The following is a 16,396-nucleotide window of genomic DNA, read 5'->3' as shown; positions in this document are numbered from 1 at the left end:
TTTTGCATAGGAATTTTCACGTTTGACTATTTCACTACAGCGACTAACTTTAATCCCTGAACGCAGTGAACATGGTTTCGAATATTCATGTTCATATATTTAACAACGAAACAGGAGAAATATTATGGCTGAACATCGTGGCGGCTCAGGTAATTTCGCCGAAGATCGTGAAAAAGCGTCCGAAGCGGGCCGCAAAGGCGGTCAACACAGCGGTGGTAATTTTAAAAATGATCCACAGCGCGCTTCCGAAGCAGGTAAAAAAGGCGGCCAGAATAGCCACAGCGGCGGCCGTAAATCAGGGGATTAATTTCTGATTTAATTTTTTACCGCATCAATATATTTATTTTATTCCTGGCGAGCCGGCAACGGCTCGCTATTTTTAACCTGAAATTAAAGGTCTTTAATTATGCAGATTAATACGCTAAACGATTTATTTATCCACGGTTTGTCGGACATTTACAGCGCAGAAAAACAGCTTGCCCGCGCGTTAGCCAAACTGGCACGCGAAGCCTCTACGCCCGAGCTGGTGCAAGCCTTCAAACAACACATGGAAGAGACGCAAGGCCAGATAGAGCGCATCGATCAGCTGCTTGAAGCCGAAAGCGGCCTGAAGTTAAAACGCATGAAGTGTCATGCGATGGAAGGTTTAGTAGAAGAAGCCGACGAGGTGATTGAAAGCACTGAAAAAGGCACTATTCGTGACGCCGCGTTAATTGCCGCTGCGCAAAAAGTTGAACATTATGAAATTGCCTCTTACGGTACGCTTTGCACCCTTGCCGATCAATTAGGCTATAAAAAAGCGAAAAATCTTCTGGCGCAAACGCTGGAAGAGGAAAAAACCACCGACAATTTGCTTACCAAAATTGCGACCAGCAAAATTAATTCCAAAGCGGAAGTAGAATAAATGTCATTGAGTTAATTCCACCTGAGGTAAACGTATGACACGCGAAGAGAATTATCACGACTGGCTACGTGACGCACATGGGATGGAAAAACAGGCAGAGTCGATGCTGGAGGCAATGGCTAAACGCATCGATAATTATCCTGTGTTGAAAAGCAAAATTGAAAGTCATTTAGCCGAAACCCGCGAACAAATAGTGTTACTTGAAGGGCTTATTGATCAATGCGGAATATCGCGATCGGTCCTCAAAGACACCATGGGTAAAATGGCGGCGATGGGTCAAGCCGTTGGCGGTGTCTTTAATTCCGACGAGGTGGTTAAAGGCGCAATAGGTGGCTATGTCTTTGAGCAATTTGAAATTGCGTGCTACACCTCATTGATTAGAACGGCTGAAGAATTGGGCGATGTTAACGGCGTGCAGGTGCTGCAAAAAATTGTGGCGCAAGAGATTGAAATGGCGGAGTGGATGCTCCAGCACGTGCCGGAAGTGACAACTCAATTCCTTGACCGCTCCAGCGCGCCCGGCGTTGAAGCGAAAAAATAACCTGCGTTTATTGTTAATGGAGAGACGACGATGCTGCCAAAGCTGAAACGCGTAAGGAATGTGTTAATGAACAACCGTGCCAGTGACGATCTCGGCTGGCAGGTGTTGAGTGAGTTTGAACGCGCCCGGGAGCAAAAACCCTTTGTCGCCGGGCAACCTGCCAGCAACCATGATGAGGCTGAACTGCCGCAACCCGATCTTTCTCTCGACCCCGTGCAGGAATATCTGGTCACGACGATGGCTAACCGTAAACAGGCCAGCGAATAACGCCCACACACCGCGTTATTCGATAACATTTTGTGTCTTGTTAGATTTGCCCGGAGCGGAGACTCCGGGTTTTTTATTGCCCGTCATCCGCGCCCTTCAGCGCAGGCTTGACTTAAAATGTAATTGGCGTACGTTTCAGGACATGAAAACATTCCTGATTATTGTTCCTGATGGCGGCATGCTGTTCGAAGCCGCCGGTATTGCCGACATTCTGATGCAGGCCAACCAGCTGCATCCGGATGAGACCGCGCAGCCGCGCTATCGCGTTACCGTTGCCACCACCCAGCCTCACCAGGTGATCCATGGCCAGTCCGGGCTGAACCTGCTGGCCGATCACCGCCTGCCGGAGATCGATCCGCGCCAGTCATGGGACACCATCATGATAACCGGTCGCGGTACTGATGCCGAAGAAGGTACGGCCGTGGTGGACTGGCTGCGTCTTGCCGCGCCGCACGCGCGTCGGGTCGTTTCTATTTGCGGTGGCGCGATGCTGCTGGCACAAAGTGGGTTGCTTAACGGACGGCGCGCAACCACCCACTGGCGGCTGCTGGAAACCATGCAGAAAGAATACCCCGCGGTAACCGTTGAAGGCGGTCCGCTCTATATTCAGGACGGGCCAGTCTGGACCTCCGGCGGCGTCAGTTCCGGCTTCGATCTCACGCTGGCGCTGGTCGAAGATGATTATGGCTTCTCACTGGCGCTGGATATCGCGCAGAACATGGTGATGTACCTGCGCCGCCCCGGCGGTCAGTTGCAGTTCAGCCGCTATCAATTGCAGCAGGCCAGCGGCGTCGGGCCAATCAGCGAACTGCAAAACTGGATCCTTGCCAACCTGGCTGAGGATTTATCCGTTGAGCGGCTGGCGGAACAGGTTGCGATGAGCCCGCGCAATTTCACCCGCGTCTTTACCCGTGAAAGCGGTGTTTCTCCCGCGCGCTATGTGGCCGAAGCGCGGCTCGCCGCCGCACGTAGCCGGCTGGAGCAAACCAGTGAAACCCTGGAGCAGATCGCCGCCGCCACCGGTTTCGGCAGCAGCATCAATCTGCGGCGCATTTTCGAACGCCAGTTACACCTGACACCAGGCGATTACCGTCAGCGCTTCCACTGCCGAAAATTGGCGTAAAGTGATCCTTTTTTGTCGTTTACGCCAAACCATGACCGGCCTACAGTAACTGCAGTTAGTTACCGCACAGGAAGGAGTCAATTATGGTTAAGGTCGGCATTAATGGTTTTGGCAGGATTGGACGCAACGTGTTACGCGCGGCGCTGGGCAACCCGGAGATTCAGATCGTGGCGATTAACGATCTGACAGACAGCAAGACCCTCGCTCATCTGCTGAAACATGATTCTCTGCTCGGCACCCTGCCCGTTCCGGTAGAAGCGGGTGAAGGCCAGTTGTTCGTCGATGGCAATGCGGTGCGTGTGTTCAGCGAACGCGATCCGGGCAACATTCCATGGCGCGATGTTGGCGTGGAAGTGGTGATTGAAGCCACCGGTTTCTTCACCGAACGCGACAAAGCCGAAGTGCATATCAGCCGCGGCGGCGCAAAACGGGTGATTATCTCCGCGCCCGGTAAAAATGATGATTTAACCATCGTGCTGGGCGTGAACGACAGCCAGTACGATCCCAAACGCCATTTTGTGGTCAGCAACGGCAGTTGTACCACCAACGGACTGGCTCCTGCCGCGCAAGTGCTGCATCAGCGCTTCGGGATTGAACATGGCCTGATGAACACCACCCACGCCTATACCAACAGCCAGGCGCTGCATGACCAGCCGGAAAAAGATCTGCGCGGCGCGCGTGCTGCGGCGCTGTCGATTGTGCCTTACTCCAGCGGGGCGGCGAAAGCGCTCGGCAAAGTGATCCCGGAACTCGACGGCCGGTTGACAGGCTACTCTCTGCGCGTGCCGGTTCCGGTGGTGTCGATTGTTGACCTGACGGTCACGCTAAAACGTGATGTTACGGTTGAAGAGGTAAATGCCGCGTTCCGCGAAGCCGCAGAGACCGGTCCGCTGAAAGGTATTCTCGGTTACAGTGACGAACCGCTGGTTTCCAGCGATTACCAGGGCGACCCGCGCTCGTCGATCATTGACGGATTATCAACGCTGGTGATTGGCGGCAATCTGGTGAAAATCCTCGCCTGGTATGATAACGAGTGGGGCTTCTCAAATCGCCTGGTTGAACTGGCAAGCCTGATCGGCAAACGCGGTTTATAACGGCGAGACTTCCGCCCTGCACATTATGACGACGCCTCAGGGCGTCGTTTTTTGTTCTGTCGCGCCCAGCGCGGCAACCAGTTGCGCGCGGCGGCGTTCAAGGGTGGCGATTTGCGCCTCAATCGTCGCCAGCCGTTTACGCTGCAACGCGCGCGTTTGCGGGCACATCGTCGCCCCTTCTTCATTGCGCATACAGGCAGGAAAAGCGGCAATTTCAGCAATGCTAAACCCCGTGGCGATTAACTGCTGGATTTGCCTCACCTGGCCGAGCGCCTGCGGTGGAAAGTAGCGATAACCGTTGCAGGCACGCGTGCTGCACAGCAGACCGTGGCGATCATAATGGCGGATAGAGCGCACGCTGATGCCCGTTTGTCGGGCGAGTTCTCCAATTGAAAACATTCTCTTCCTCCCGGTAAATGGCTTGACTCTGACACCAGTGTCAGGGTTGAGGATAGCCGCGAACATTCATCTGGAGGAACATTTTATGCTGTTATCCCCTGGCCGTTATCTCGCTATTTTGTTATTCAGCTTTTCCGCCTCGCTGTTTGCCAGCGACAAGCAGTACACCGTGACCTCGGCGGACGGTGTGGAACTGGCGGTACAAGAGTCCGGCGCGCCGCAAGGCAAGCCGATTATTTTTATTCACGGCTTATTAGGCAGCCACCTGAACTGGGAAAAACAGCGTCAGGATCCGGCTTTGCAACGTTTTCGCTTAATCAGTTTTGATATGCGCGGCCATGGTCTGTCGGCCAAACCGACGCAGGCAGAGGCCTACCGCGAGGGAAGCCGCTGGGCGGAAGATGTCGCCGCCGTCATTGCCGCAAGCCATGCAAAAAAACCGCTGCTGGTCGGCTGGTCGCTGGGTGGCGCGGTGATCAGTCACTACCTGGCGCAGTTTGGTGACAGAGCCCTGTCTGGTGCGCTGTATGTCGACGCCGTAGTGGAGTTAACGCCCGATCAGATCCCAGCGCACCCGCAAGTCTATCAGGCGATGACCTCGGCGGATTTAGCCACCCACCTGGATGGCGAGCGCGAGTTTCTGCGGCTCTGCTTCTACCAGCAGCCTGACGCGGTCACGTTTGCGCGCCTGCAAGCCAATGCGGCGATGGCCTCTTGGGAGATGCAACGCGCCGTACCGTCAATGAAAGTTGCGCTTGAGCAGGGGCTGGGAAAAGCGACAATCCCGGTACGCTTTATCTACGGCAGGCATGACCAGCTGGTGGAGCCACACGCATCGCTGGCGCGTGCCAGAAGCGTGAATCCCCGTATTAGCGCGGTGTGGTTTGACCATTCGGGGCACGCCCCGTTCCTGGAAGAGCCAGCCCGTTTTAACCAGCAGCTGGCAGAATTTGCGGATGCTCTGCACTGAAACGCGAAACGGGGCATCGCTGCCCCGTTTAACTCTGTTACTTCGACATATCAACGACGATCCTGCCGGTGATTTTCCCGGCGCGCATCCGCTCAAAGATGCTGTTGATATTCTCCAGCGGCTCCACGGCGATTTCCGCATGGACTTTGTTGCGCCCGGCAAAATCCAGCGCTTCCTGCAGATCTTTACGCGTACCGACAATTGAACCGCGTACCGTGGTGCCATCAAGCACCATGTCAAAAATCGACAGGTCGAATTTCCCCGGTGGTAAGCCGTTGAGCACCATGGTGCCGCCACGGCGCATCATGGTTGTTGCCTGCTCAAACGCTTTTGGCGATACCGCGGTCACCAGCACGCCGTGCGCACCGCCAAACTCGCTATGGAAACGCGTTCCCGGATCTTCCTGGCGCGCATTGACCACCACCGAGGCACCGAGACGGCGGGCAAACGCCAGCTTGTCATCATCAATATCGACCGCCGCCACGTTCATGCCCATCGCCACCGCGTACTGGATCGCCAGGTGTCCCAGACCACCGATACCCGACACCACCACCCACTCTCCGGCGCGCGCTTCGGTCATTTTCAGCCCTTTATAGACTGTCACCCCGGCGCAGAGGATTGGCGCGATACTCTGAAAATCGACTTTATCCGGCAAAATCCCGACATAGCTGGCATCGGCCAGGCAATATTCGGCAAACGTACCGTTTACCGAATAGCCGGAGTTTTGCTGCGAATGGCACAGGGTTTCCCAGCCGCCAAGGCAGTGTTCACAGTGACCACATGTTGAGTAGAGCCACGGCACACCGACACGATCGCCCTCTTTCACATGCTTCACGCCCGGCCCGACAGCCACCACATGGCCGACACCTTCGTGGCCGGGGATAAACGGCGGGTTCGGTTTAATCGGCCAGTCGCCATCGGCGGCGTGTAAATCCGTGTGACACACGCCGGTCGCTTCAATTTTGACGAGGATCTTGCCCGGTTCAACAGCCGGCACCATCACCTCTTCAATCACCAGCGGCTGACCAAAGGCTTTCACCACTGCGGCTTTCATGGTTTTCAGTTGCATATTATCGCCTCATCCTGATGTAGATAATTAATACAGCCCCAGCGGCGAACCGCTGTAACTCACCAGCAGGTTTTTGATCTGCTGATAGTGGCTCAGCGCCAGTTTGTGGGTTTCACGCCCGACGCCCGAGTTTTTGTAACCGCCAAACGCCGCATGTGCCGGGTAGAGGTGGTAACAGTTTGTCCACACGCGACCCGCTTTAATGCCGCGCCCCATGCGCCATGCGCGATTGATATCCAGCGTCCACACCCCGGCGCCGAGGCCAAACTCGGTGTCGTTGGCGATACGCAGCGCTTCGGCTTCATCTTTAAAGGTGGTAATGCCCAGCACCGGCCCAAAAATCTCTTCCTGGAAGCAGCGCATCCCGTTATGGCCTTTAATCAATGTCGGCTGGATATAGAAACCGTTTTGCAGCCCGTCGCCGTGTTCCACGTGAGCGCCGCCGGTAATGATTTCGCCGCCTTCGTCGCGGGCAATCGAGATGTAAGAGAGGATCTTGTCGTACTGCTCTTGTGACGCCTGCGCGCCGATCATGGTGTCGGTGTCAAACGGGTCGCCTTTGCGGATGTTCTCCATGCGGGCGATGACTTTTTCGACAAACTGCGGATAGATCGATTCCTGCACCAGCACGCGCGACGGGCAGGTACACACTTCACCCTGGTTGAAGAAGCCGAGCACCACGCCTTCCACCGCTTTATCAATAAAGCCTTCATCACCATTCATCACATCTTCAAAGTAGATATTGGGTGATTTGCCGCCGAGTTCGACGGTGCTGGGGATGATGTTTTCCGCCGCACAAGAAAGGATGTGGCGGCCAATCGGCGTGGAGCCGGTAAAGGCGATTTTTTCGATGCGTTTGCTGCGCGCCAGCGGTTCACCGGCTTCAGTGCCGAAGCCGTGCACCACATTCAGCACGCCTTTGGGTAGCAGATCGCCAATCAGTTCCATCAATACGCAGATGCCAAGCGGCGTCTGTTCAGCCGGTTTCAGTACCACGCAGTTGCCCGCCGCCAGCGCCGGCGCCAGTTTCCATGCCGCCATCAGCAGCGGGAAGTTCCACGGGATGATCTGCCCGACCACGCCCAGCGGTTCATAGATGTGGTAAGCCACCGTATTGCTGTCGATCTCTGCCGCTGTCCCTTCCTGCGCGCGGATACAACCGGCGAAATAACGGAAGTGATCAACAGCCAGCGGCAAATCCGCGCCCATGGTTTCGCGGATCGGTTTTCCGTTATCCCAGGTTTCTGTTAATGCCAGCATTTCCAGGTTGGCTTCGATGCGATCGGCAATGGCCAGCAGCACATTGGCGCGATCCTGCACGCTGGTTTTTCCCCAGGCGTCGGCGGCAGCATGCGCTGCGTCCAGAGCCTTCTCAATATCCGCCGCGTCTGAGCGCGGGAATTCGGCAATCACCTGTCCGGTGACCGGCGAGGTGTTGGTAAACCAACGCCCTTCCACCGGGTCAACAAATTCACCGCCAATATAGTTGCCATAACGCTGTTTAAAAGAGACTTTCGCGCCATCAAGGCCAGGGTGGACATATTTCATAAGATGTTCCTCTTTTATTATCGGTACAGGTGAGGCGTCGCGCATCGTGGCGGACACAGTGACATAAGCAGTTCTTATGCCAGGTCGTAGAAAACGATCCGTCGCAGGTACATTTATGCTGATAAAACAAGGAAATAATTGAAAGCCAGACTTTTGCCGGAATGAAATGACACAAAAAAGGCTGGTACAGGGTGCGGGAAGTGTGTCGCACGTCGCTACATACGGGACACTGTTATGCTACACAAATGTAACATCTCATTTAATGGAGAGTCACATGCCGCCACGCGCCTTGTCCCTCGCTCCTGCCGGGTTACCCTGCCTGCTTGAAAACTCCTGGCAGCGTAGTCGCAGCTACGGGTTGACCCGCGATGATGACGCCCAGCCCTGGGTAGCGACATCCATGCTGAAAGATGCCCGCGCGGAAAACGGTTGGGTCAACCATCTGGCCGCCCCGCTGCTGGCGCGACTGCGCCCGGAGCTTGCCAGTCATCCGTCGATAATGGTGCTGTCCGACGCTACCGGTCTGGTGCTGGAAACCCACGGCAACCGCGACTTTCTGCAAAAAGCGCAGCGCTATGCGCTGGCACCCGGCAACCTGTGGGGCGAACACGCGCGCGGCACTAACGCGATAGGGACCGCGCTGGCATTGCAGCGCCATTGTGAAGTCTCCGGCGGCGAACATTACCTCAGCCGCAACGCAGGCTTGTTTTGCTCGGCGTCCCCCGTCTTCCGACCGGACGGACAAATTGCCGGAGTGTTAGATCTCTCAACACCCGCCCAGGCACCGCGCCGCGATGCCGCCGCGCTGATCCGTCGCGCGGTATGCCAAATAGAACATGAGTGGGCCACCAGCGCGCTTGGCGCCGACCGCTGGCTGCTGAGTCTGCATCACGATCCGTCGGTGCTCGGCAGTGCGCAGGAGCTGTTGCTGATTTTCGCCGATCAGACATTGCTCGGTGCGAACAAGCTGGCGATGGATGAGTTTTCGCTGACGGCGCAGCATTTTGGCGAACTCTCTTTACAAACACTTTTCCCGGAGGCCGGTTTACAGGTCGGCGAAACCACCCTCGACGCCAGTAATACACGGCGCTACTACGCGCGTCAGACACTGCCTGCGCGGCGCTATATCGGGCGCGGCGCAGCCCTCGCGCAGGATCAACTGGCGCGGGAAAAAGAGAAAGCACTGCGCATTGTTAATGCCGGGATTGCCTTGTGCGTGACCGGTGAAACCGGCAGCGGAAAAGAGTATCTGGCCCGCGAGCTATATGCCCGCAGCCAGTGGCGCACAGGAAATTTCGTCGCCATTAACTGTGCGGCGCTCCCGGAGCATTTGATTGAGTCCGAACTGTTTGGCTATGTTCCCGGCGCGTTTACCGGCGCAAGCTCAAAAGGCTATATCGGTAAGTGCCGGGAAGCCGATGGTGGCGTTCTGTTTCTTGACGAGATTGGAGATATGCCGCTGGCGCTGCAAACCCGCCTGCTGCGCGTGTTGCAGGAGAAGAAAGTGACGCCGCTGGGTGCCAACAGTGTGTATGACGTCAACTTCACGCTAATTTGTGCCACCCATCAGGATCTCGCCGCTCGGGTGCAGGCCGGGACATTCCGCGAAGATCTGCTGTACCGGATTCAGGAGTTTCATCTGCGCATTCCTCCGTTGCGCGAGTGGCAGAACGTTGATGGGTTTATCCAAAAACTGTGGCAGGAGCTGGGCGCAGCCAGCCGTGGCCTTACTCTTAGCGCCGAGGTGGTCGCCACGCTGGCGGGTCGCCCGTGGCCGGGAAATGTGCGCCAGTTACTCAGCCAGTTGCGGGTATTGATGGCGCTGGCGGAAGACGGTGATTGCATTACGCTTGCGGATCTTCCCCCTGACATTGCCTCTTCGCCCCCGCCAACGCTGGCGGTGGCAGCCCCGCAAGATGAGCAGAGCGCGATTGCAGAAGCGCGGGGCAACATGAGCCTGGCGGCCAAAAAACTGGGGATATCGCGCAGCACGCTCTACCGCCGCCTCGAAAAACGGCAAGCGAACGGTTAAATGCGCGACGGGAATAACAACAGAGTTTTATTCAGGCGGGAACGGTCGCAACCGACAAAAAGAGAAAGGGCGCACCGGAGTGCGCCCTGTTTTATTTACAGCGCCATATCGTGCTGTGGGGAGGCGTCGCTTTTCGCTTCAGCCGGCTTGTCAGCCGGAGCGTCGCTTTTCGCCTCTGCCGGTTTGTCAGCCGGGGCGTTTTTCTGATCGTTCATCTCAATCACCGGCGGTTTCGCCAGTTGCAGCGTGGCGGCGGTGTCATCCCACACTTTCTGGGTCAACGCCACGTTACCGTTCATCTCCTGACCGTAGCTCGGCACGATGTCGCGGATTTTGCTCTGCCACTGCGGCGAGTTGAACTGCTCCGGGAACATCTTCTTCAGCACATTCAGGGTGATGGGTGCAGCCGTCGACGCGCCCGGCGATGCGCCAAGCAGCGCAGAGATGGTTTTCTGCTGATCGACCACCACTTCGGTGCCAAGCTTCAGCACGCCACCTTTGTCTTCATCTTTCTTGATGATCTGCACACGCTGGCCGGCCTGGATCAGTTTCCAGTCCTCTTTACGCGCCTGCGGATAGTACTCTTTCAGCGCTTCAAAGCGGTCTTCATCGCTCAGCATGACCTGACCAATCAGGTATTTCACCAGGTCGAAATTGTCGAGCCCTACGTGGGTCATCGGCATAAAATTGCTGGTGGTGGTAGTGCTCAGCAGGTCAAAGAAGGAGCCGTTTTTCAGGAATTTGGTGGAGAAGGTCGCGAACGGCCCAAACAGCACCACGCGTTTGCCATCAATAAAGCGGGCATCAATATGCGGTACCGACATCGGCGGCGCGCCCACGGACGCCTGACCGTAGACTTTTTGCAGGTGCTGGCTGGTGATCGCCGGGTTTTCCGTCATCAGGAAGGAACCGCCGACCGGGAAGCCCGCGTAGTTATCCGCTTCCGGGATGCCGGTTTTTTGCAGCAGCTTCAGCGCCCCGCCACCGGCCCCGATAAAGACATATTTCGCATCGATGGCGTGCTCGTTACCGCTGTTCACGTCTTTGATGGTGACATGCCAGGAGTTATCGGCATTACGTTTGAAATCGGTCACTTCGGAAGAGGTTTGCAGGGAGAAGTTGCTGCTTTTTTTCAGGCTGCCAACCAGCTGACGGGTAATTTCACCGTAGTTAACGTCGGTGCCGACCGGCGTCCAGGTGGCGGCGACTTTCTGGTTCGGGTCGCGCCCTTCCATCACCAGCGGTGCCCACTGTTTAATTTGCTGATGGTCGGTGGAGAATTTCATGCCCTGGAATAAGGTCGTTTGCTGCAAAGCGGCATAACGTTTTGCCAGATAATCCACATTATCGCCCCAGACGAAACTCATGTGCGGCGTGGAATTAATAAAAGCGTGCGGGTTATTCAAAATACCGCGCTTCACCTGTGCCGACCAGAACTGGCGGGAAATCATAAACTGCTCATTAATTTCCAGCGCTTTGCTGACATCAATAGAGCCATCCGGACGCTGCGGCGTGTAATTAAGTTCCATATTTGCCGAGTGACCGGTGCCGGCATTATTCCAGCCGTTAGAAGACTCGAGCGCTACGCCATCGAGTTTTTCCACCATCACTTGTTTCCACTCCGGCTGCAGCTCCTGCAGCCAGGTGCCCAGAGAGGCGCTCATGATGCCGCCGCCAATCAGCAGGAAGTCCGTTTTTTGCGTCTCTTCCGCGTACGCGCTGGTCACTGAACTGACGAGTAACGCGACGGCGCTGAGCGAGATAATTGTCTTTTTCATTGCAGGCATAATTATAAGGTTACATAGCAGGTGTGATTTGTGAAAACAGATATTAACGCACTTTTACGTTAATTTAAAATATCATTCACAATTCAGCTCATATCGATAAATAGTATTTCGCCGCTTTTTTAAATTAAAAAAAGCAGTGACATAAATAATGTGGAATTAATAGTGGCGGGATTTATCTTAAAAACTCGAAATATCAAACGTTCGCACAATACATAATAAAAAAGCCCACCGTAATTATTGGCGGGCTTTTATCATTATTCAGACATCAGCAAAATGCGTTTTCGCCTCCTGTAAGGCAATTCGCAAATGATCGTTATTCTCGGTTAGCAGATCGCGCGCGCGCCAGGCATCCAGACCGGTCAGCACCATTAATATCGCCGTACGGCAGTTTTGGTCGCAGCTCTCCAGCGCGCTTTTCGCTTGCTCGCGAGAGCACTGCGTCGCCGCCATCACCAGCGTGATTTGCCGCTCTGCCCAGTGCACACTGGTCGCCTGCACATCCACCCGCAGGTTGCTATAAACACGCCCGGTACGGATAGCAAGACCGGTTGCCAGCATGTTGAGGATTTGCTGCAGGGCAAGCCGCGCTTTCGGTTCGCTAAAACCACTCACCACCTCCGCGCCGCTGTCCGGTGCCAGCACGATATCCGCCAACCGGGCGGCTTCGCTATCGTGACCCCGGCAAACCAGCGCGATGCGTGCGCCGAGTGACCAGGCGTGGCGCAGCGCGCCCCATGTCCACGGCGTTTTACCACTGACCGACAGCGCCACCAGCATATCGTCATGGCTAAAGTTGATGGCCTGTAAATCGGCAACCCCGCGTTCATAATTTGCCGCCGCCGCGTCACGCTCTTGCGCGTTAGCATTGATGCCACCGGCCAACAAGCCAATAACGCCATGACGTGTATCGGGAGCAAAACCTTGTGCGGTTTGTATCGCCGCCTGCCCGGACGCACCGGCGCCGATGATCACCACCCTGCCGGCGCGATTCAGCGTCGCGCTGGCGTTATCCACCAGCCGGGCGATCTCCGGCAAACAGGCGCTTACCGCGTCGGTAACCTGTTTATCTTCCTCATTGATGAGCGTCAGCATATCCAGCGTGGCGAGCCGGTCGATGTCGGTCGTGCGGCGGTTGCGACGTTCCACTAGTGAACCGTTTGGCTTACTGCTCATACCCTGCTCCTTCTGAATGGTTCCACACTCACTATAAGGTTATTTATCTGCCTTACCTGCGAATGGGGTCACGCTTCACGGCTACGCCGCGCATTTTGTACTTCTCGCGCCGCTTTAAGATTTTTACGCCTTCGGTGATAATAACTATCTTGATGTGAATAATTGGGTTTGGCATGAAAGAGTTAGCGCAGCGGATAAAACCACGCAAACGCCCTATGAAGCTCAGTACCACCGTGACGCTAATGGTATGCAGCGTTATCGGTTCGGTGTTGCTGCTGGCCTTTGCCCTGTGGTTCTGGCAAATCAGTAATGCCACGCGCGATGGTGTAAAAGAGACGGCGCTGGCCGTTGCGCGCACGCTGGCTGATTCGCCTGAAATCAAGCGTGGATTATTGTTGCCGCCTGACAGCAACGTGATCCAGCCGCTGACGGAAGCGGTCGCTGCCCGCAACGATCTGCTGTATGCCATCGTCACCAATATGCACGGCATCCGTTATTCGCACCCGAACGCCGGGATCATCGGGCAACACTTTATTGGCGAGGATCTAAACCCGGCGCTGAAAGGCAAAGAAAATGTCGCGGTGAATCGCGGCGTGCTGGCACCGGCATTACGCGTTTTTACACCGGTATATGACGACGCCAACCAGCAAATTGGCGTGGTGGTGGTCGGGATCTCGCTGAGCAAGGTCGATCAGCAGGTCAGCCGCAGCCGCTGGGCGGTGATGTGGACGTTGCTGTTTAGCGCGCTGGTGGGCTCGCTCGGTACCTGGCAACTGGTGCGGGTGCTGAAACGCATTCTGCTTGGCCTTGAGCCGCACGAGATCTCGGCGCAATTCAAGCAGCGCCAGGCGATGTTACAGTCACTGAAAGAAGGGGTGATTGCCGTCGATGCTGACGGGCGCGTAACGCTGCTTAACCATGCCGCACGGCAGATGCTGCTGACCAATGCACCAGACGGTGCCGCCGGACACGGGCCTCTGCTCGCCGACCTGCTCGAAGTGCTGGAAACCGGCGAGCCAACCCACGATCGCGAGCTCGGTTGCAACGGCCTGCTGCTGCTCAGCAACACCGTGCCGGTGCGCAGCCAGGGCGTGGTGATTGGCGCGATCAGCACTTTCCGCGATAAAACCGAAGTCAGCCAGCTACTCCAGCGGCTGGACGGGATGGTGAATTATGTTGATGCGTTGCGCACCACGTCCCACGAATTTATGAACAAGCTGCATGTTATTCTCGGCCTGTTAAACATGAAAAGTTATGACAAGCTTGAAGAGTACGTGCTGCAAACCGCGCAGAATTATCAAACCGATATTGGCGCTATTCAGCACCGGGTTAAATCGCCGGTGGTGGCGGGTTTCCTGTTAGGCAAAATCAACCGGGCGAAAGAGCGCGGTTTTACGCTGACGCTGGCGGATGAGAGCCTGGTGCCGGATAACCCCAATGAGAAGCAAGTTACCGTGCTGGTGACGGTGCTGGGGAATCTCATCGAAAATGCGCTCGATGCCATGAGTAGTCAGCCGGAAGGTGAAGTGGGTATCCTGCTGCATTATCAGGATGGCTGGCTGACCGGCGAAGTGAGCGACGATGGTCCGGGCATTGCGCCGGGCAATATCGACGCCATTTTCCGCAAAGGATTCTCGACGAAAGGTGATAACCGGGGCGTTGGGCTGTTTCTTGCCAGCCAGCAGCTCACCGAACTCGGCGGCACGATCACCGTCGAGTCTGAACCCGGTGTCTTTACCCAATTTTTTGTCCATCTCCCCTGGGATAGTGAAAGGAAGAACGCGTGATAAATGTATTAATTGTTGACGATGATGCCATGGTCGCCGAGCTGAACCGCATGTATGTGGCGCAGATCGCCGGCTTTCAGTGCTGCGGCACGGCATCGACGCTGCGCCAGGCCGAGGAGATGATTAACGATCCGCAGCGGGATATTGATCTGGTGCTGCTGGATGTCTATATGCAGCAGGACAGCGGGCTGGATCTACTCCCCATCATTCGCGCCAGCGGCCGGGCGATTGATGTCATTATGATCACCTCCTCCGCCGATGCGGCAACCATTCAGACGTCACTGCACTATGGGGTGGTGGATTATCTGATCAAACCCTTCCAGTTCCCGCGCTTCGAAGAAGCGCTGACCTCGTGGCGCGAAAAGCGCAAGCTGATGAGTGCGCACCCCTATTATGAGCAGTCTGATGTCGACCGCCTGTTACACGGTGGCGCGCCGGAAGCCGCCGATACGCGCCGTCTGCCAAAAGGGTTAACCGCGCAAACATTGCGCACTATTTGCCAGTGGATTGACGCCCATCCGGGCATTGAGTTTTCCACCGATGAACTGGCGAATGCCGTGAATATTTCGCGCGTGTCGTGCCGTAAATACCTGATTTGGCTTGCCCAAATCAATATTCTCTACACCACCATTCACTACGGTGCAACCGGTCGCCCGGTGTATCGCTACCAGTTGATCGCCGACCAATACAGCTTACTTAAGCAGTACAGTCAGTGATCCGGTAACTGTCGTCGCACGGCGTAAAGCGGAACTGACGCTGTGAAGAGAGGATAATGTCGCGGTTTTTGGTGACGAAAATCGCTTCAATATCCTCGCGCTGTTTCAGTAATGCGCAGCCTTTTTCCACACCGAGACCGAAGATAAGCGTGGTCCAGATATCACCGTCGAGCGAATCGCGGGAAATGATCGTCACGCTGTCGAGTTCGTTATCCAGCGGGTAACCACTGCGCGGGTCAAGAATATGGTGCCAGCGTTTCCCATCCTGTTCGAAATAGCGCTCGTAGGTGCCGGATGTCACCACCGATTGGTTCACCACGTCTATCGACCCCACCAGCGCATCGCCGGACGAGAAAGGCTTTTTCAGCCCGATCGACCAGCTACCTTGCGGCGTGCCCAGGGTTTGCACATTGCCCCCCAGGTTAATCAACCCGTCGCGCACATCCTGCTGATGCAGGTAATCGCGCACCCGATCGGCGATAAAGCCTTTGGCGATTGCGCCAAGATCGATCTCCATCCCCGGCTGGGTGAGAAACACGCTGCTGTCAGCATCATTCAGCACCACATCCTGCGGACGGGTAATGCGCAGCCGCGCGGTTATCTCGTCGGCTGGCGGTACGCCGTCGCCTTTAAAACCGATACGCCACAGTTTCACCAGCGGGCCAATCGCCAGGTTAAAGGCGCTGTCCTGCACCATGCTGGCGGCTTTGGCGCATTTAATCAGTTCATACACCGGACGGCTGACCGCCACCGGATGCTGTCCCGCGGCATGATTAATATCCATCACCTGTGAATGGGCGCGGTTGACCGTCAGCAGATCTTCGTAACGTTTGATAAGGCCAAAAACGCGGGAGGCGAGCGCTTCGTTATCGGCAAAGAGTTTCAGCAGAATGGGAGAACCCATAAGGGTTGCAGAGTAGCTCCAGACACGGTTATCGGACATCGCACTCTCCTGATGGGCTAAATTGAGCAGGCCTGTGCAGTGG

General features: G+C 55.9%; 16 protein-coding genes. 10 read left to right on the top strand and 6 right to left on the bottom strand.

Features of this window, described 5'->3' with window-relative positions; all coding sequences use genetic code 11:
* Positions 1–124 precede the first annotated feature (124 nt).
* From AAIG26_RS00995 to gap, 6 genes are all read left to right on the top strand, one after another.
* A complete protein-coding gene (locus AAIG26_RS00995; RefSeq protein WP_016495712.1) occupies positions 125–307 on the top strand; it encodes a general stress protein in 183 nt (60 codons plus the stop codon).
* Positions 308–406: 99 nt separating this feature from the next.
* On the top strand, positions 407–904 hold the full coding sequence (locus tag AAIG26_RS00990) for a ferritin-like domain-containing protein (RefSeq protein WP_045509684.1): 498 nt from the start codon (positions 407–409) through the stop codon (positions 902–904).
* Positions 905–938: 34 nt separating this feature from the next.
* The gene (locus tag AAIG26_RS00985) at positions 939–1,445 is read left to right on the top strand and encodes a DUF892 family protein (protein ID WP_016495710.1); all 507 of its coding nucleotides are present in this window, start codon (positions 939–941) and stop codon (positions 1,443–1,445) included.
* A gap of 66 nt (positions 1,446–1,511) precedes the next feature.
* Positions 1,512–1,712, top strand: a complete 201-nt coding sequence (locus AAIG26_RS00980) for a hypothetical protein (RefSeq protein WP_160269805.1) — start codon at positions 1,512–1,514, stop codon at positions 1,710–1,712.
* A gap of 142 nt (positions 1,713–1,854) precedes the next feature.
* A complete protein-coding gene (locus AAIG26_RS00975) occupies positions 1,855–2,835 on the top strand; it encodes a helix-turn-helix domain-containing protein (protein ID WP_016495708.1) in 981 nt (326 codons plus the stop codon).
* Positions 2,836–2,918: 83 nt separating this feature from the next.
* Entirely contained in the window at positions 2,919–3,929 is a 1,011-nt protein-coding gene (gene gap / locus AAIG26_RS00970) for a type I glyceraldehyde-3-phosphate dehydrogenase (protein ID WP_097405820.1), read from the top strand.
* 36 nt (positions 3,930–3,965) lie between these two features.
* On the opposite strand, the gene AAIG26_RS00965 is transcribed toward gap, so the two are convergent.
* On the bottom strand, positions 3,966–4,328 hold the full coding sequence (locus tag AAIG26_RS00965) for a MerR family transcriptional regulator (RefSeq protein ID WP_016495706.1): 363 nt from the start codon (positions 4,326–4,328) through the stop codon (positions 3,966–3,968).
* Between the two features lie 85 nt (positions 4,329–4,413).
* On the opposite strand from AAIG26_RS00965, the gene AAIG26_RS00960 reads away from it, so the two are divergent.
* Positions 4,414–5,298, top strand: a complete 885-nt coding sequence (locus AAIG26_RS00960) for an alpha/beta hydrolase (protein ID WP_343179394.1) — start codon at positions 4,414–4,416, stop codon at positions 5,296–5,298.
* Positions 5,299–5,335: 37 nt separating this feature from the next.
* On the opposite strand, the gene adhP is transcribed toward AAIG26_RS00960, so the two are convergent.
* Together adhP and AAIG26_RS00950 are read right to left on the bottom strand one after the other, a co-directional pair.
* Positions 5,336–6,367 (bottom strand): alcohol dehydrogenase AdhP, encoded by a 1,032-nt coding sequence (gene adhP / locus AAIG26_RS00955; RefSeq protein WP_343179393.1) that lies wholly within the window; start codon positions 6,365–6,367, stop codon positions 5,336–5,338.
* Between the two features lie 27 nt (positions 6,368–6,394).
* Positions 6,395–7,915: an aldehyde dehydrogenase family protein gene (locus tag AAIG26_RS00950; RefSeq protein ID WP_016495703.1), complete on the bottom strand. Its 1,521-nt coding sequence runs from the start codon at positions 7,913–7,915 to the stop codon at positions 6,395–6,397.
* 274 nt (positions 7,916–8,189) lie between these two features.
* Between AAIG26_RS00950 and AAIG26_RS00945 the strand changes: the two genes are divergently transcribed.
* A complete protein-coding gene (locus AAIG26_RS00945) occupies positions 8,190–9,947 on the top strand; it encodes a sigma-54-dependent Fis family transcriptional regulator (protein WP_343179392.1) in 1,758 nt (585 codons plus the stop codon).
* 95 nt (positions 9,948–10,042) lie between these two features.
* On the opposite strand, the gene mqo is transcribed toward AAIG26_RS00945, so the two are convergent.
* On the bottom strand, positions 10,043–11,734 hold the full coding sequence (gene mqo, locus AAIG26_RS00940) for a malate dehydrogenase (quinone) (RefSeq protein WP_343179391.1): 1,692 nt from the start codon (positions 11,732–11,734) through the stop codon (positions 10,043–10,045).
* A 258-nt stretch (positions 11,735–11,992) separates the two neighbouring features.
* On the bottom strand, positions 11,993–12,907 hold the full coding sequence (locus AAIG26_RS00935) for an N-acetylmuramic acid 6-phosphate etherase (RefSeq protein WP_343179390.1): 915 nt from the start codon (positions 12,905–12,907) through the stop codon (positions 11,993–11,995).
* A gap of 173 nt (positions 12,908–13,080) precedes the next feature.
* On the opposite strand from AAIG26_RS00935, the gene AAIG26_RS00930 reads away from it, so the two are divergent.
* Both AAIG26_RS00930 and dcuR read left to right on the top strand, forming a co-directional pair.
* Positions 13,081–14,694, top strand: coding sequence for a sensor histidine kinase (locus AAIG26_RS00930; RefSeq protein WP_016495699.1), 1,614 nt, complete (start codon positions 13,081–13,083; stop codon positions 14,692–14,694).
* The gene (gene dcuR / locus AAIG26_RS00925) at positions 14,691–15,410 is read left to right on the top strand and encodes a two-component system response regulator DcuR (protein WP_016495698.1); all 720 of its coding nucleotides are present in this window, start codon (positions 14,691–14,693) and stop codon (positions 15,408–15,410) included. Before AAIG26_RS00930 ends, dcuR begins: the two co-directional genes overlap by 4 nt.
* Here dcuR and AAIG26_RS00920 read toward each other — a convergent pair.
* The gene (locus tag AAIG26_RS00920) at positions 15,391–16,353 is read right to left on the bottom strand and encodes an FAD:protein FMN transferase (protein ID WP_343179389.1); all 963 of its coding nucleotides are present in this window, start codon (positions 16,351–16,353) and stop codon (positions 15,391–15,393) included. The genes dcuR and AAIG26_RS00920 overlap by 20 nt on opposite strands.
* Positions 16,354–16,396 lie beyond the last annotated feature (43 nt).

Source organism: Kosakonia sp. PSU_27 (assembly GCF_039409795.1).
Taxonomy (GTDB): Bacteria; Pseudomonadota; Gammaproteobacteria; order Enterobacterales; family Enterobacteriaceae; genus Kosakonia.
The sequence above is the reverse complement of the archived record's forward strand: the minus strand, read 5'-3'. Positions and strand labels throughout refer to the sequence as shown.

What these genes read in the sequence shown, in the direction of transcription:
- AAIG26_RS00950 (WP_016495703.1), bottom strand. Translation starts at nt 7,915, where the DNA reads ATGAAATATGTCCACCCTGGCCTTGATGGCGCGAAAGTCTCTTTTAAA.
- AAIG26_RS00920 (WP_343179389.1), bottom strand. Translation starts at nt 16,353, where the DNA reads ATGTCCGATAACCGTGTCTGGAGCTACTCTGCAACCCTTATGGGTTCT.
- AAIG26_RS00985 (WP_016495710.1), top strand. Translation starts at nt 939, where the DNA reads ATGACACGCGAAGAGAATTATCACGACTGGCTACGTGACGCACATGGG.
- adhP (WP_343179393.1), bottom strand. Translation starts at nt 6,367, where the DNA reads ATGCAACTGAAAACCATGAAAGCCGCAGTGGTGAAAGCCTTTGGTCAG.
- AAIG26_RS00980 (WP_160269805.1), top strand. Translation starts at nt 1,512, where the DNA reads ATGAACAACCGTGCCAGTGACGATCTCGGCTGGCAGGTGTTGAGTGAG.
- AAIG26_RS00975 (WP_016495708.1), top strand. Translation starts at nt 1,855, where the DNA reads ATGAAAACATTCCTGATTATTGTTCCTGATGGCGGCATGCTGTTCGAA.
- AAIG26_RS00995 (WP_016495712.1), top strand. Translation starts at nt 125, where the DNA reads ATGGCTGAACATCGTGGCGGCTCAGGTAATTTCGCCGAAGATCGTGAA.
- AAIG26_RS00935 (WP_343179390.1), bottom strand. Translation starts at nt 12,907, where the DNA reads ATGAGCAGTAAGCCAAACGGTTCACTAGTGGAACGTCGCAACCGCCGC.
- AAIG26_RS00960 (WP_343179394.1), top strand. Translation starts at nt 4,414, where the DNA reads ATGCTGTTATCCCCTGGCCGTTATCTCGCTATTTTGTTATTCAGCTTT.
- gap (WP_097405820.1), top strand. Translation starts at nt 2,919, where the DNA reads ATGGTTAAGGTCGGCATTAATGGTTTTGGCAGGATTGGACGCAACGTG.
- mqo (WP_343179391.1), bottom strand. Translation starts at nt 11,734, where the DNA reads ATGCCTGCAATGAAAAAGACAATTATCTCGCTCAGCGCCGTCGCGTTA.
- AAIG26_RS00990 (WP_045509684.1), top strand. Translation starts at nt 407, where the DNA reads ATGCAGATTAATACGCTAAACGATTTATTTATCCACGGTTTGTCGGAC.
- AAIG26_RS00930 (WP_016495699.1), top strand. Translation starts at nt 13,081, where the DNA reads ATGAAAGAGTTAGCGCAGCGGATAAAACCACGCAAACGCCCTATGAAG.
- AAIG26_RS00965 (WP_016495706.1), bottom strand. Translation starts at nt 4,328, where the DNA reads ATGTTTTCAATTGGAGAACTCGCCCGACAAACGGGCATCAGCGTGCGC.
- AAIG26_RS00945 (WP_343179392.1), top strand. Translation starts at nt 8,190, where the DNA reads ATGCCGCCACGCGCCTTGTCCCTCGCTCCTGCCGGGTTACCCTGCCTG.